Origin of the sequence: Streptomyces sp. NPDC048191 (genome assembly GCF_040652655.1) — a bacterium.
Taxonomy (GTDB): domain Bacteria; phylum Actinomycetota; class Actinomycetes; order Streptomycetales; family Streptomycetaceae; genus Streptomyces.
In genome coordinates this window covers 322,841-337,604 of record NZ_JBEZMO010000004.1, presented here as the reverse complement: position 1 = coordinate 337,604, position 14,764 = coordinate 322,841, and the positions used below count along the sequence as shown (strand labels likewise).

The 14,764-nt window shown below is 72.4% G+C and carries 12 protein-coding genes; 8 read left to right on the top strand and 4 right to left on the bottom strand.

Annotation, left to right across the window (positions count from 1 at the left end):
• From AB0D93_RS10155 to AB0D93_RS10140, 4 genes are read right to left on the bottom strand one after another with little or no spacing between them, the layout of a single operon-like run.
• On the bottom strand, positions 1-2,055 hold the full coding sequence (locus AB0D93_RS10155) for an acetate--CoA ligase family protein (RefSeq protein WP_362116035.1): 2,055 nt from the start codon (positions 2,053-2,055) through the stop codon (positions 1-3).
• A 1-nt stretch (position 2,056) separates the two neighbouring features.
• Positions 2,057-2,248 (bottom strand): ferredoxin, encoded by a 192-nt coding sequence (locus tag AB0D93_RS10150; protein ID WP_362116032.1) that lies wholly within the window; start codon positions 2,246-2,248, stop codon positions 2,057-2,059.
• Between the two features lie 50 nt (positions 2,249-2,298).
• Positions 2,299-3,555 (bottom strand): NADH-ubiquinone oxidoreductase-F iron-sulfur binding region domain-containing protein, encoded by a 1,257-nt coding sequence (locus tag AB0D93_RS10145; protein ID WP_362116029.1) that lies wholly within the window; start codon positions 3,553-3,555, stop codon positions 2,299-2,301.
• Positions 3,552-3,977 (bottom strand): hypothetical protein, encoded by a 426-nt coding sequence (locus AB0D93_RS10140; protein ID WP_362116026.1) that lies wholly within the window; start codon positions 3,975-3,977, stop codon positions 3,552-3,554. Before AB0D93_RS10140 ends, AB0D93_RS10145 begins: the two co-directional genes overlap by 4 nt.
• 470 nt (positions 3,978-4,447) lie before the next feature.
• Between AB0D93_RS10140 and AB0D93_RS10135 the strand changes: the two genes are divergently transcribed.
• The 8 genes from AB0D93_RS10135 to AB0D93_RS10100 all read left to right on the top strand — a co-directional run bounded on the left by AB0D93_RS10135 (position 4,448) and on the right by AB0D93_RS10100 (position 14,763).
• Positions 4,448-5,617 (top strand): aromatic ring-hydroxylating dioxygenase subunit alpha, encoded by a 1,170-nt coding sequence (locus AB0D93_RS10135; RefSeq protein WP_362116023.1) that lies wholly within the window; start codon positions 4,448-4,450, stop codon positions 5,615-5,617.
• Positions 5,618-5,786: 169 nt separating this feature from the next.
• Complete coding sequence (locus AB0D93_RS10130) at positions 5,787-6,911, top strand: spermidine/putrescine ABC transporter substrate-binding protein (protein ID WP_362116020.1); 1,125 nt, start codon at positions 5,787-5,789, stop codon at positions 6,909-6,911.
• Positions 6,912-6,914: 3 nt separating this feature from the next.
• A complete protein-coding gene (locus AB0D93_RS10125; protein ID WP_362116017.1) occupies positions 6,915-7,814 on the top strand; it encodes an ABC transporter permease in 900 nt (299 codons plus the stop codon).
• A complete protein-coding gene (locus tag AB0D93_RS10120) occupies positions 7,811-8,692 on the top strand; it encodes an ABC transporter permease (protein ID WP_362116014.1) in 882 nt (293 codons plus the stop codon). The genes AB0D93_RS10125 and AB0D93_RS10120 overlap by 4 nt, the downstream gene beginning before the upstream one ends.
• A gap of 5 nt (positions 8,693-8,697) precedes the next feature.
• On the top strand, positions 8,698-9,768 hold the full coding sequence (locus AB0D93_RS10115) for an ABC transporter ATP-binding protein (protein WP_362116011.1): 1,071 nt from the start codon (positions 8,698-8,700) through the stop codon (positions 9,766-9,768).
• A gap of 36 nt (positions 9,769-9,804) precedes the next feature.
• Positions 9,805-11,118, top strand: a complete 1,314-nt coding sequence (locus tag AB0D93_RS10110) for an NAD(P)/FAD-dependent oxidoreductase (protein WP_362116008.1) — start codon at positions 9,805-9,807, stop codon at positions 11,116-11,118.
• Entirely contained in the window at positions 11,111-12,544 is a 1,434-nt protein-coding gene (locus AB0D93_RS10105; RefSeq protein WP_362116005.1) for an aminobutyraldehyde dehydrogenase, read from the top strand. Before AB0D93_RS10110 ends, AB0D93_RS10105 begins: the two co-directional genes overlap by 8 nt.
• Before the next feature lie 878 nt (positions 12,545-13,422).
• Positions 13,423-14,763 (top strand): ATP-binding protein, encoded by a 1,341-nt coding sequence (locus tag AB0D93_RS10100; RefSeq protein WP_362116002.1) that lies wholly within the window; start codon positions 13,423-13,425, stop codon positions 14,761-14,763.
• Position 14,764: the final 1 nt, after the last annotated feature.

Below are 14,764 nucleotides of genomic sequence, written 5' to 3'. Positions count from 1 at the left end.
TCAGGCGAGCACGGCGCGGGAGTCGAGGGCGAGGACGCCGTGCGGGCGGACGAGGAGCGGGTTGACCTCGATCTCGGCGATCTCGGGGTGGGCCGCGGCGAATGCCGTGATGGTCTCGACGGCGGCCGCGGCCGCGTCGACGTCGACGGGGGGCTTTCCCCGTACGCCGTCGAGCAGGGCGGAGGTGCGCAGTCCGCGCAGCAGGTGCAGGGCGCGGTCAGCGGGTACGGGGGCCAGGGAGAAGGCGACGTCGCGCAGGGCCTCGGCCAGCACTCCGCCCAGGCCCACCATGGCGACGGCGCCGAAGCGGGGGTCCCGGTTGACGCCGACGATGAGTTCGACGCCGTCGGTCAGGTCCGCCATGGCCTCCACGGAGTAGCAGGCGGCGCCGAGCCGGGCGTGCATCTCCCGGTAGGCGGTGAGGAGTTCACCCGGTCCGGTGAGGCCGAGCGCCACACCGCCGGCGTCGGACTTGTGCAGCAGGTGGAGGGCCTTGAGGACGTAGGGTCCGTCGAACTCCTCGGTGGCGGCGAGCAGTTCGTCCTCGTCGTGGACCTCCCTGGCCGCCGGGAAGGCGAGTCCTGCCGCTTCGAGGGCTCTGCGTGTCTCCAGGTAGCCGGTCTCGCTCAGCGGTGACGCGGGCGCCGGGAGCGGTGTGACGCCGGTGCAGGGGGCGCGAGGTGCGGTGGCGGCGAGGGCGCGGACGGCGTCCTCGGTGGCGGAGAAGACGGGGATGCCGGCCGCGGCGAGGGTACGGCAGCTGGGTGATCCGGGATACATCGACTGCACCACGAGCGGTGTGGCGGTGGCGCGGTGGCGGGCGGCGATGAGGCGTGCGGCGGCCTGCTCGCCGTCCGCGAGGACCGCGCCGCCTCCGCCCAGCCCGCCGTCGGCGGCCGCGTACCCGCCGAAGTAGCCCGTCATCAGGACGGCGTCGGTCTCTTCGGCCGCGAGCAGCGCGCCGACGGTCTCGGCGTACGAGCCCGGGTCCTGCTCGCCCATGCCGGCGAGGTCCACCGGGTTGGCGACGGCCGACTGGTCCCACAGGAGCGTCCGGAGCCGGTCCCGTGTCGGTGGGGTGAGTTCGGGGACGGTCAGGCCGGCCGCCTCGACGGCGTCGGCGGCTATGACGCCGTGGCCGCCGCCGTCCGTGAGGACGGCCACCCGGCGTCCGGCCGTACGCCGTGCGCCGTTCAACCCGGCCAGGACGACGGTGAGTTCGCGTGGGGTGGCGACCAGTTCCACTCCGGCGTCCCGGCAGGCCGCGTTCACCACGTCGGCGGAGGTGGTGAGGGCTCCGGTGTGGGACTGGGCGCTGCGCGCGGAGGCGTCGCCGCGTCCGGCGGTGAGCAGGACGACGGGTTTGCCCGCTTCGGCGGCCGCCTCGGCGAAGGCGCGCCCGTCGGCGAAGTCCTCCGCGTAGACCGCGATGGCCCGGGTGCCCTCGTGCCGGGCGCAGTCGGCGAGCAGGTCGACGAGGGTGACGTCGGCCTGGTTTCCCAGCGAGACGAACCGGGAGAAGCCGAGGCCGTGCGGGCGGAAGCGCAGCTGCAGCTCCAGGGCGAGGTTGCCGCTCTGGCTGAGCAGTGCGACGCCGCCGGGGGTGAAGGTGTCGGAGGCCAGGAAGAGGTCGGTGGTGTTGTCGGCCAGGCCCAGGCAGTTGGGGCCGACCATCACGGCACCGGCGGCGCGTACGCGTTCGGCGACGGCGTGCTGGCGTGCCCGCCCCGCCTCGCCGGTCTCCGCGAAGCCGGCGGTGATGGCGACGATGGCCCGGGCCCCGCACCGCAGGGCCTCATCGACGGCGTCCTCGAATCCGGCGGCGGGGACGGAGACCACCGCCAGGTCGACGGGTTCGCCGAGCGCGCTGAGGCTGGGGGCGGCGGTGCGCCCGAGGACCGTGCCGCCACGCCGGTTGACGAGGTGCAGGGGACGGCGGCCGTTCGCCCGCAGGGCCTGGGCGGCGATGGCGTGGCCGTACTTGGCGGGGTCGTCGCTGGCACCGACGACGGCGACGGAGACGGGGTCGAAGAGGGCCGACAGGTCGCGTCCCATGTCACTTCACCAGTCGCAGCGCGGAGTTGGGGCAGGCCGCCACGGCGGCTTCGGCGGCCTCGGCACCAGCGGCCGGGACTTCGCTCACCCGCACCTGGGCGTATCCCCACTCGTCGAGGTCGATCAGGTCGGGCGCGGGTTCCTGGCAGAGGCCGTAGCCCTGGCAGCGGGTGGAGTCCAGCAGGAGTTTCACGGTGGGGTCCTTTCGGGGGCGCCGGGCTTCGGGCGGGACGGGACAGGGGGTCAGGGCACGGTCACCGCGAACCGGCGGCCGTCGCCGGGTGCGGTCTCGCCGCAGGCCGGACAGGTGGAGCCGCGGTGGGCGGCGATCCGGTCCGGGAAGTGGCTGAGGAGGGTGGCGACGATGCGGGCGGCCGCGTCGAGCAGCCCGCAGGCCCCGCGGCCGGGCAGCTGCCGTGACCAGCGCCGCAGCTGGTCCACCTCGCCGTCGCCCGCGGCACCGCGTGCGACGGTCGCGAGGGTGCCCGACAGCGCCCCGGTTCCGGAGACGCACACCCCGCACTGCCGGGTGCTCTGTGCCGCGAGGTAGGCGGTGGCCTCGGCGGCGAGGCCGACCGGGCACTCCTCCGGGTGCAGGAAGTGCAGCGCTCCGCAGCCCAGCGCTCCGCCGGCGGCCTTCAGCCGGTCGTGGTCGAGCGGGAGGTCCGTCCAGCCGGGGCCGTACAGCCCGCCGAAGAGGCCGCCCAGCAGGACCGCTTCGGCCCTGCCGTGGCCGCACAGGTCGGCGGGGAGCTTCAGGTGCGTGCCGGCGGGCACCTCGACCAGCGCGGCGGCGCCACCGCCCGTTCCCGAGACGGTCACCAGATGCGCTCCGGCCACGGCGGCCGCGGCGTCGGGACACACGTGCATCACGGCGATCCGGGCCAGCGTCTCCACGTTGGCGACCAGGGTGGGCGCTCCGCCGACGCCCGCCTCGAAAGGACGCGGTGGCTTCGCGGTGGGCAGGGCGGGACCGCCGTCGATGTGCCGTACGACCGCGGTCTCCTCCCCGGCCACGTAGGCGTGGTCCGTCCGTACGACGTCCACGCGCGGGCCGGTGGGGCGTTCGGCGAGCGCGTGCCGGACGGTCTGTTCGGCGACGGCGTCGGAGAGGTAGACGTAGCCGTGTTCGGCGCCGGTCATGGCGGCGGCCAGTCGCAGGCCGTCCAGCACCAGGTGCGGCCGGTGGCACAGCAGCCACCGGTCCTTGACCGAGCCGGGCTCGCCCTCCTCACCGTTGGCGACGACGACGGGCCGGCCGGGGGCGTCGCGTACGGCGCCGAGCTTCACGGCGGCGGGGAAGCCAGCGCCGCCGCGGCCGCGCAGCCCGACGGCGGCGATCCGGTCGAGCAGCCGGTCCCGCGCGGTCAGGGGCGCGTACCCGCCCGCGGCGAGGTACCGGGCGAGGTCCTCGACGCCGGGGTACGGCTCGGTGCCGAACACCGGCGAGACGAGCAGGCCGGGCTGTCCTTCGGGGAGTAGGGAGTGGACGCCGGTCATGCGGTGCTCCTGGGCTGGACGGGGCCACGGACGGCGGGGCCGGTGCGGGCCCTCAGGCGGGCGAGCGCGCGCTCCAGGTCCCGGCGCTGGGGGGCGGTGCGGGCGTACGCGGTGCCGGGCAGGCCGATCAGCATGCGGTGGTGGTCGAGGACGACCTCGCCGGCCACCAGCGCCGGCCGGGGATCGGTGGCGGAACCGGCCGCGGCCCCAACGACCAGGTCGGTGACTTCGCGGAGGTAGCGCAGCCAGCCGCCCTGGGTGCCGCGCAGCACGAGTCGCTCGACGCGTCGGCGCTCGGCGGCGACGAGGGCCGACGGCGGGCGGCCGGCCCTGGCGGTCCGCAGGGCGGCCACCGCGGCGGGCAGTTCCTGTTCGGGCTCGGGCGTGAGGCCGAGCCATACCAGACTCCGGCGAGCGCGCATGCGTGCCTCCTGGGTCCCCCCGTGTCCGGACGGCCCGGAACGGGTGGCGCGGCGATGACATGGGTGGGATGCTCCGGCGCCGAGCGAGTTCGGGTCGGGAGCGGGGGTGCAGGCCCGGGGCCGTGCACGGCGGGGACGGCGGGCGTCCGGGCGGTGCGTGGTGTCCGGCCGGAGCCGTACACCACCCGGACCGGAGGTGTCCGGATGTGGACGCCAGGGTGGCGCGGATCGAGGTCCGCGGGCTTGCGGAGCGGTCGCGGGGGCCTTCTGCGGGCCCTGGCCGTCCGCCTGCCACGACACTAACTAACTAATTAGTCAGGACACAAGTCTTGACTTGCCCCCACCCTGGGCACACTCTGACTAACCAATTAGTCAGCCGAGTTCCGGCAGGTCGGAACACCACACGCCTGCCGACCACCCGGCGCAGCCTCACCGCCCATCGCCGCCGCCGCGGCGCGGAGGAGGAACCCATGCACCCCTCGACCACGCGGGCAGCCGCCGCCCCGCCGGAACCGCCCCCCGAGCAGCACCCCGGGGAGGCCCTGCCGGCCCGCTACTACACGGATCCGGCCATCGCCGACGCCGAGACCGCGCACATCTTCGCCAAGTCCTGGCAGCTCGTCTGCCACGAATCCGACCTCCCCGGCCCCGGCGCCCGCCTGACCGCCACCGCCGCCGGCCGTGAGGTGCTGGTGGTCCGCACGGAGGACGGCGGCCTCGCCGCCCACCTCAACGTGTGCCGGCACCGCGGAACCCGCCTGGTCACCACGCCGGAGCCGTCCGGCAAGGCGATCCGCTGCCCGTACCACGGCTGGACCTACAAACTGGACGGCCGGCTCGTCGGCGCCCCCGAGGCCCGCCGGATCCCCTGCCTGGACAAACCCCGCCTCGGACTGCACCCGGTCAACGTCGAGTCCTTCCTCGGCTTCGTCTTCGTCAACCTCGACATGGAGGCGACCCCGCTCGCCGAGAGCTGTGCCGGCCTCGCCGAGGCCGTCGGCCGCTACGCCGGACCCGGCCTCGAACCCATCGGCAGGCACCGCATCCACGACCTGGCGGGCGGCGAGGAGCAGAACGCCAACTGGAAGGTGATCGTCGACAACTACCTGGAGGGCTACCACGTCCCCGTCGCCCACCCCGCGCTCATGCGACTGCTGGACTACCAGGCGTACACCGTGGACGTGCGGGAGAACTACGTGCTCTTCGAGTCCCCGCTGCGCGACAAGCCCTCCTCGAACTGGACCGAGCGGCTCTACCAGCGCCTCGCGACCCCGATGCCGGGACTGACCGAGGCCGACCGGCGGGTGTGGCGGTACGCCGTGATCTATCCCAACACGCTCATCGACTTCTACCCTGACCACGTGCTCGCGTGGACCGCCCTGCCCACCGCCCAGGACCGGGCGGCGATCCCCGGCGCCTTCTACACCAAGCACGGCGAGAGCGTCCGCACCAGGCTGGCGCGGCGGCTGAACATCCACATCGGCTGGGTCACCAACGACGAGGACGCCGAGCTGGTGGAGCGTGTCCAGGCCGGGCTGACCACGCCAGGTTTCGAGCCGGGACCGCTCTCACAGCGCGAGGCGGCCGTGGGCTGGTTCGCCCGCCGGGTCCGCGGCGACCTCGAAGGGGCCACGCGGTGACGTCCTCCCGTACGCCGTACACCGTGCGCCTCCGGTCGGGCTTACCGCTCCCCCGCTGACACACTCGCACCCTCCCCAGACCGGTCTTCCCTCGGAGTCAGGGCCTCCGTGAGCCGACCAGCCGGTCCAGCCCTGGAGTTGTGCCGTTCCTCGACGGAGAGGACGTTCCGTGTCCCCCGAGGTACTCTCACCGACCCGCCGCACCGTGCTGCGGACAGGCGCCTGCGGTCTGCTCGGCGCCGCGGTCGGCGGCTGCGGGTTCATGCCCGCCAAAGCGCCCGACGCGCAAGCACTCGCTCCGGTCAAGCCGCGCGTCGACGGCGATCTCGTCTACTTCAACTGGGCCGACTACGTCGACCCGTCCGTCTTCAAGGGCTTCGAGAAGGAATACGGCGTCAAGGTCGTCCAGTCGAACTTCGACTCGATGGAAGGCATGGTCGCCAAGCTCAACGCGGGCAACCGCTACGACGTCGTCTTCCCCTCCGCGAAATGGGCGCAGCGCCTCGTCCGCGCGGGCCGGCTGCGCCGTATCGACCACTCGCGGCTCACCAACGCCCACGCGATATTCGGCGCCTACGACTACTTCGCCGATCCCTGGTACGACCCGGGCTCCGCACACACCGTCCCCTTCACCGCGTACAAGACGGGCATCGGCTGGCGCCGCGACAGGATCGGCGAGTTGACCGGCTCCTGGCGGGACCTGTGGAGCGACAAGGCCCGCGGCAAGGTCTTCCTCCTGGACGACCGCGACGAGGTCCTCGGCATGGGCGCCCTCGCACTGGGCCTGGGCGTCAGCACCGGCGACCGCCACGACCTCGACCGCATCACCGCCCTGCTGAGCACCCTGCGGCCCAGGCTGCGCGGCTTCTCCAGCGACAGCTACAACAACCTGCTCAACGGCAACGCGTTCATCACCCAGGCCTGGAGCGGCGACATGGCCGCCATGCTCAACCAGGCCAAGGACCCCTCCGTGTTCGGCTTCGAGGCCCCCAAGGAGGGCACGCCGATCAACTCCGACTGCTACGCCATCCCCTGGAACGCCCCCCATCCCGGCACCGCGATGCTGTTCATCGACTACATGCTGCGGCCGGAGAACGTGAAGAAGAACATCGAGTACATCGGCTACCCGATGCCGGTGGCCGGCACCGAGAAGACGTACGCCGAGCTGGTCAAGCCCTTCCCCGAGTGCCTCGTCACCGCGGACGACCTGAAGGCGGACCTGTTCTTCCGCAACGGCAGCCGCGCGGCGGAGGACGCCCGTGACACCGCCTGGACCCATGTGAAGGCGGGCTGACCCATGGCACTGCTCCCCCGCTCCCCACGCGCCCGCCGCCGCGGCCCGGACACCACGGGCAACCGCATGTGGACCTGGTTCATGCTCCCCGGCACCCTGTGGATGACCGGGTTCCTGATCGCCTCGCTGATCCTCGTCGCCGTCCTCGCCGTCGGCACCACCGACGAACTCGGCAATCCACGCTTCGGCTTCGACCTCTCCGGCGTGCGCGCCCTCGCCGACCCCGCCTACACCGAGGTCATGGCCCGCTCCCTCGGCTACGCCCTGCTCACGTGCCTGATCTGCCTGGTGATCGCCTACCCCGTGGCCTACACCATCGCCCTGCACGGCGGGCGGTACAAACACGCGCTGATCGCCGCCATCGTGGTCCCGTTCTTCGCCAACTACCTGGTACGCATGTACGGCTGGTCGGTGGTCCTCTCCGACGACGGACCCGTGCTGCGCGCCCTGCGGACCGTCGGACTGGCCGACGGCGGCACGAAGATCCTCAACACCGGCGCCGGTGTGGTCGCGGGTCTCGTCTACGGCTTCGTCGTCTTCATGATCATCCCGCTGTACGCGGCCCTGGAACGGCTCGACGTCTCCCTCATCGAAGCCGGCCGCGACCTGTACGGCGGCCCCGTCCGCACCTTCTTCTTCGTCACCCTGCCCGCCACCCGGCAGGGCGCGGCCGCCGGGCTCGTCCTGGTCTTCCTGCCCGCCATGGGCGACTTCGTCAGCGCGCAACTCATAGGAGGACCCGACCAGATCATGATCGGCAACCTCATCCAGGACAAGTTCTTCCAGGGCCAGAACTGGCCGCTGGGCTCCGCACTCACCATGCTGCTGATGCTGGTGCTGCTCATCGGGATGTTCGGCTATCTGCGGCGCACCCGCAAGGACGAGGCGGAGGCCCTCCGATGACCCTGCTGCGTCTGCCCTCCGCCACCGCGCCCGCCCGGCCCGCCGCCCCAGGCCGCACCCGCCGCGGGCGAGCCGACCGCAAACCGCGGATCCTCGTCGCCGTCACCGCGCTGTTCTTCGCCGTGCTCTACCTGCCCATCGCCGTGGTGGCCCTGTTCTCCTTCAACTCCAAGAAGTCCCTGACCGTGTTCGGCGGGTTCAGCCTGCGCTGGTACCGCGCCTTCGTCCACGACGACGTCCTCATCGCGTCCCTGGGCACCAGCCTGCGGATCTCCCTGGTGGCGATGGCGGGCTCGGTCGTGCTCGGTGTGGCGCTCGCGCTCGGGCTGGTGCGCTGCCGTACCCGGCTCGGCTCGCTGGCCGGCCTGATCATGCTGGTGCCGCTGGTCACGCCGGAGATCGTCACGGGCGTGGCCTCGATGCTGCTGTTCAAGGGCCTGGGCGTGGCCCTGTCGACCGGCACGGTGATGCTCTCGGAGATCACCTTCTCCATCTCCTACGTGACGGTCATCCTCCGCTCCCGGGTCGCGGCCCTGAACCCCGAGGTGGAGGAGGCGGCGATGGACCTGGGCGCCACCCGCTGGCAGGCCGTCCGTCTGGTCACCCTGCCGGCCCTGCTGCCCGCCGTGCTCGCCTCCGCCGTACTGATCTTCGCGCTCGTCTTCGACGACTTCGTCCTCGCCTACTTCACGACCGGCGTCGACCCCCAGCCACTGTCGGTGCGGATCTACTCGGCGATCCGCTTCGGCCTGCAGCCGACCATCAACGCGGTCGGCACGCTGATGCTCGCGGGATCCATCTGCCTGATCGCGCTGGCCCTGTTCATCCCGCGCCTCTTCGGCCGCCGCGGCGGCCTCGACATCCTCTCCGGGGAGTGACTTCCATGGACGCGACCCCCGCCGTCCGGCTCGACGCCGTCTCCAAGCAGTTCGGGGACTCCTACGCCGTCCACCGCCTCGACCTCGACATCGAGGCCGGCCACTTCTTCTCCCTGCTCGGCCCCTCCGGCTGCGGCAAGACCACCACGCTGCGCATGATCGGCGGATTCAGCGATCCCACCGAGGGTGCGGTGCTGCTCGCCGGCGAGGACGTGACCGCGCTGCCGCCGAACCGGCGCAACGTGAACACCGTCTTCCAGAGCTACGCGCTCTTCGATCATCTGAGCGTCGCCGACAACGTGGCCTTCGGCCTCAAGCGCAAGGGCGTCGGCAAGGGCGACATCCGGCAGCGTGTCGGCGAGATGCTGGAGCTGGTCCAGCTCGACGGCCTCGCCGACCGCAGGCCCCGAACCCTCTCCGGTGGCCAGCGGCAGCGCGTCGCCCTCGCCCGCGCCCTCGTCAACCGCCCGGCGGTCCTGCTCCTGGACGAGCCGCTGGCCGCGTTGGACCTGAAGCTGCGCCGGCAGATGCAGGTGGAGCTGAAGCAGATCCAGCGCGAGGTCGGCATCACCTTCGTCTTCGTCACCCACGACCAGGACGAGGCGCTGACGATGTCCGACCGGATCGCCGTGATGAACGAGGGCCGCATCGAGCAGTGCGGCACGCCCGAGGACGTCTACGAGCACCCCGCCAGCCGGTTCGTGGCCTCCTTCATGGGCACGTCCAACCTGATGAGCGGCACCTACCGGGCGGGCGAGGTCGCCCTGGACCAAGGGCCCTCCGTGGCGGTCGGTGCCCGCACCGGCATCGCCGACGGCTCCGCCGTCAGCGTGTCCGTGCGGCCCGAGAAGATCTGGCTGTCGGACTTCGAACCGGGCATGTCGATGCTGAGCGGAGTGATCCGCGACACCGTTTACAGCGGTCCGACCACCACCTATCTCATCGAACTCGCCCCGGGCGTCACGCTGTCCGTGCTGGAGCAGAACACGGCCCGCGCGCGCATGGAGGACCGCTGGAGCGGCGGCGAGACGGTGGAGTTCGGCTGGCGGCCCGAGCACTGCCTGGTGCTGGCCTGACCCCACCCGCCTTCCCCACCGACGAAAGCGAAGCTGATGCATCACGACGTGATCGTGCTCGGCGCCGGTCTGGCCGGCCTCACCGCCGCCCGGGACCTGGCCTCCGCCGGCACCGATGTGCTCGTGCTGGAGGCCCGGGACCGCGTCGGCGGGCGGGTCGAGCAGACCCGGACGCCCGACGGCCGCACCGTCCAGCTGGGCGGCGAGGTGGTCGGCCACGCCCACACCGCGTACCTGCGACTCGCCGAGGAACTGGGCCTGGAACTGGTCCCCAGCTACGTCGCCGAACCCGGCCGTATCACCCGTTCCACACCCGAGGGGCGCTCGGCCGGCGATCCACCGCACTGGTTCGGCCCCGACGACCTGGCCCAACACGAGTGGCTCAGCCAGGAGTTCGCCGATCTCGCCGCCACGGTCGACCCCGAGGACCCCTGGTCGCATCCGGAGGCGGCCGCCCTGGACCGGCTGTCGGTGGCCGACTGGCTGCGCTCCTGTCACGCGGCGCCCGCCGTGATCCGGCTGTGGGAGATCGGCCAACTCGCCCTGGCCGGAGGGTCGTACGAGCGGATCTCGCTCCTGGCCGCACTGCGCAAGAGCGCGGCGGTCCCCGGCACGGGCGACTACGACTACGACAACTGGGAGGGGCTGCGGCTGGCGGCAGGGTCCGCCACGCTGGCCGAGGTCCTGGGGCGCGAGCTGGGGCCGCGCATCCGCCTCGGCTCGCCGGTCGCCGCCGTGGACATCCGCCCCGGCCGCTGCACCGTACGCCTGGTGACCGGCGAGGTCCTCACCGCGTCGGCCGTGGTGAGTGCCCTGCCGGTGGGACCCCTGCGGTCGGTCGCCGTCACCGGTGTGAGCGATGCCCGGCTCGCCTCCCTGCATCGGCAACGGAACGCCGTGGCGGCGAAGTTCGCGGCGGTGTACGACCGGCCTTTCTGGCGCGCCGACGGCCTCAGCGGCCTGTCCGAGGCCGAGGGCGTCCTGGGCAGCACCTGGCCGCAGAACGTGGGTGTGCTGTCGGCTCTGATACCGCCCGAGCGGTACGGCGTCCTGCTGAGCACCCCGCCGCAGTTGCGCGCTCCCGAACTGCTCGCCGAGATGGCCGGCATGTTCGGCGAGGGGGCGCTGCGACCGGCCGCGTGTCACCTGCGGCTGTGGGGCACGGACCCGTGGACGCAGGGCTACGTCACCCAGTGGCCCCCGGGTGAGGTCATGGCGGTCGGCCCGCTGCACGGCACCCACGAGCCGCCCTTCTACGTGTGCGGCTCGGACCAGTGGGTCGCGGGATACATGGAAGGGGCCGTCCGCACCGGGCGCGCCGCCGCCGAGGAGGCATTGCGCCGTGGCTGACACCGCTCCCCTCACAACGGTTCTGAACCACATCGATGGCCAGGACGTTCCGGCCTCGTCCGGAGCCACCCTGCGACTGATCGACCCCGCGACCGAGCTGCTGCACGGGCTGGCGCCGCTGTCCGGGGGCGAGGACGTGGACGCGGCCTGCCGGGCCGCTCAGCGGGCCTTCGACGGCTGGTCGGCCACGACGCCGGCGCAGCGGCAGACCGCGCTGCTGCGCATCGCCGACTCCCTGGAGCGGGAGGCCGACGCGGTGGCGGACGCCGAGGTGACCGACACGGGCAAGCCGCGCGTTCTGTTCCGCACCGACGAACTCCCGGCGATCGTCGACGTGCTGCGCTACTTCGCCGGGGCCGCCCGGAATCTGCCGGGTGCCGCGGCGGCCGAGTACACCCCGGGCCGCACCTCCGTGCTGCGCCGTGAGCCGGTCGGTGTCTGCGCCCAGATCACCCCGTGGAACTACCCGCTGATGATGGCCGTGTGGAAGATCGCCCCGGCGCTCGCGGCCGGGAACACGGTCGTGCTCAAGCCGTCCGACACGACGCCGTCCTCGGCGGTGCTCCTGGCCCGGCTGGCCGCCGAGCACCTGCCGGCCGGCGTGCTCAACGTCGTGTGCGGCGACCGGGACACGGGGCGTTCGCTGGTCGCCCATCCGCACGTCCGGCTGGTGGCCGTCACGGGAAGTGTCCGCGCCGGGCGGGAGATCGCCACCGCGGCGGCGGCCGACCTCAAGCGGCTCCACCTGGAACTGGGCGGCAACGCACCGGTGCTCATCCACCACGACGCCGATCTCGAGGACGCGGTCGAGCAGTTGTCGTCGCTGGCCTTCTACAACGCGGGGCAGGACTGTACGGCGGCCACCAGGATCCTCGTCGACCACCGGGTCCACGACACCTTTCTGGCCGCGTTCGCCGCACGGGCCCGAGGGCGGCGGCCCGGAGCCCCCGACAACGCGCACGCCGATTTCGGGCCCCTCGCCAGCGCTGCCCACCTCGCCTCCGTCGGTGACGTGCTGGCACGTCTGCCGCAGCACGCCGAGGTGGTCGCAGGCGGCGCACCGCTGGACCGCCCCGGCTACTTCCATCCCGCCACGGTGGTCGCCGGGGTCCGTCAGGAGGACGAGATCGTCCACAGCGAGGTGTTCGGTCCGGTCGTCACCGTCCAGCCGTTCGCCGACGAGTCCGAGGCCTTCCGCATGGCGAACGGGGTCCCGCAAGGACTGGCCGCGAGCGTCTGGACCCGCGACCACGACCGGGCCATGCGCGCGAGCCGGGCGCTGCACACCGGCATCGTCTGGGTCAACACGCATGGCACGACGGTCTCGGAGATGCCGCACGGCGGAGTTCGCCACTCGGGCTACGGCAGCGACCTGTCCCTCACCGGCCTGCTGGACTACACGCAGGTCAAGCACGTCATGCTTTGAAGGCTCCCCTCCCTGCAGGGAGGGGGTTGGTCACCCTCTCACGACCGATGCGGCACCGGTCGATGTGAGGGTGTGGTGTCCCGCCAAGTGCACTTCACGTTCCAAGAAGCGGCATGGAGCGTCGCGTGGGGTGGTGAGGGCATGTCCGCACCTGCGGCGTGACCGGCACTTGCAGGAGCGGCACGGCATGGCCTGGATCGATTCCCACCCGCCCCCAGGTGTGGAAACGATGTGGCTTGTGAGGATTCGGGAAGGGTGGCCGCCAGGTCAAGGTGGCGGCCACCGTTCAGCCGCCGGGACCGGGGCCGGACGGCGGTGATCATGTGCCGGTCAGGGCACGAGCGCCTCTGCCCACAGTACGGTCGCCCTGGCGCCGAAGACGATCAGGTGAACCGTGAGGGTGCGCCACAGTCGCAACAGTCCGGCCAGCACGGCCCCGGAAGCGCGGATGCCGGTGAGGCCGGTGGCACGTTGAGCGCGGGGGTGCCGCGTCGGTCGCGGCGTCCGTCCATGACGGCTCTTGCGGCTTCCGCTTGTCAATGAGGCCTGGTCTCCACGCAGTTGGGCGGTTTCGGTAGTGTCCGCCGAGGAGGGCCGTTCATCGACGGCCTGTCCCTTGCTGGTTACACTGCGATGCGTTCGATTCAGCGCGCTTCCGGTTCGAGCTCGTCGAACACTTTGCTGGACGACATGACCGCGTACCCGGAGGACACCGTGCCCGCCGCTCACCCCGCCTTAGCCGGCCGGCGCCTCCACTCCGGCTTCCGTGCGCCCGAACCACGTTCGTGGTGCACGACGCCTCCCCCGACGGTTACGCGACTTTTGGCCTGTCATGCCCGCATCCAATTTCGCGTGTCGGACACGCTGGAGAGGACCTGATGACCGATCTGATACTGGCCGTGAGTGCCGCCGTCGCGCTGGCGGCCGGTGCCACCGCGTGGCGCTTCCGCGGTGCGTACCGGCGTGAGCGAGGCAGGGCCGACCAGCTCACCGAGCAGCTGCGTGCGGTCGAGCACGTCCTCGGACAACTCGCCGCGGAGGTGCTGCCCGCGGTGGGCGCCGGAGCCGACCGGCAGTACGGAGCCGGCCCCGCCCTGCCCCGCCCGCTGGCCCACACCGCCCTCGCCGGCCGGTTCCGCGACGTGGTGGGACAGGCGGTCGCCACCGTGGCACACGTACGGGAGGCCGCCGACCACCGCATCGCCGAGGTCCGGTCCGCCGCGGAACAGGAGGTCGCGAAGGCACGCCGGGAGTCGCAGCAGGCGACCCGCGCGGCCGTGCGCAGTTTCGCCTCCAGTGTGGTGGCACGCGCGGCCGGGCTCAGCCGGGAGATCAGCAAGGGCGTGCGCTCCCACCAGGACGACGAGGCCTACGCGACGTTGGTGCACATCGACCACATCGCCCAGCAGATGCTGCTGACCGCGCAGGGCTACGCGGTCCTGGCCGGCGACAAGCTCTCCAGGCGCTGGCCGCGTACCTCCCTGACCGACGTGATCCGCGCCGCCATGGGACGCATCGAGGGCTACCAGCGGGTCGAGCACCACGAGTCGGACACCATCGCGGTGGAGAGCCGGGCGGTCGAAGCCGTCGTGCACACCCTGGCGCTGCTGCTGGACAACGCCTTGCGGTACTCACCGCCGGCCGCCCGCGTGCACGTCTCGGTGGAGGAGGGCCATCACGCCTGCTTCCTGATCGTCGACGACGCCGGTCTGCGCATGGACGACGAGCGGCTGCTGTGGGCCAGTGACATCATGTCCGGCAAACAGCGCGACGACATCACGCAGCTCGGCGAACATCCGCAGACGGGCCTGCGCGTCGCGTCCCTGCTCGCCGAGAACTACGGCTTCCGGGTCGAGTTGACCGCGCCGAACATCTACCAGGGCACCCGGGCCGTACTGGTCCTGCCGAAGAACCTCCTGTTCTTCTCCTCCGGCAGTGCCCAGCCCGCCGGAGCCCGCGCCGCCGCGCCCCGGCCCGCCGAGGCCCTCGAGCCCGCCGCCGTACCCGCCGCGCGGGATTCCGGCTCCCCCGCGCCTGCCGCGACCACCGCCAGCGGGCTGACCGTCCGTCAACGTCCTGCCCGGCCACGCGGCACCGCCCCGTCGGCGCCGGAACCTCCGGTCGTGCCGGGACGGCCCAGTGTCGCCGCCGCCTGGGCGTCGGGCACCCGCCGGGGACGCCAGACCGAGGAAAACACCGGACCCACCGAAGGAAAGTGAC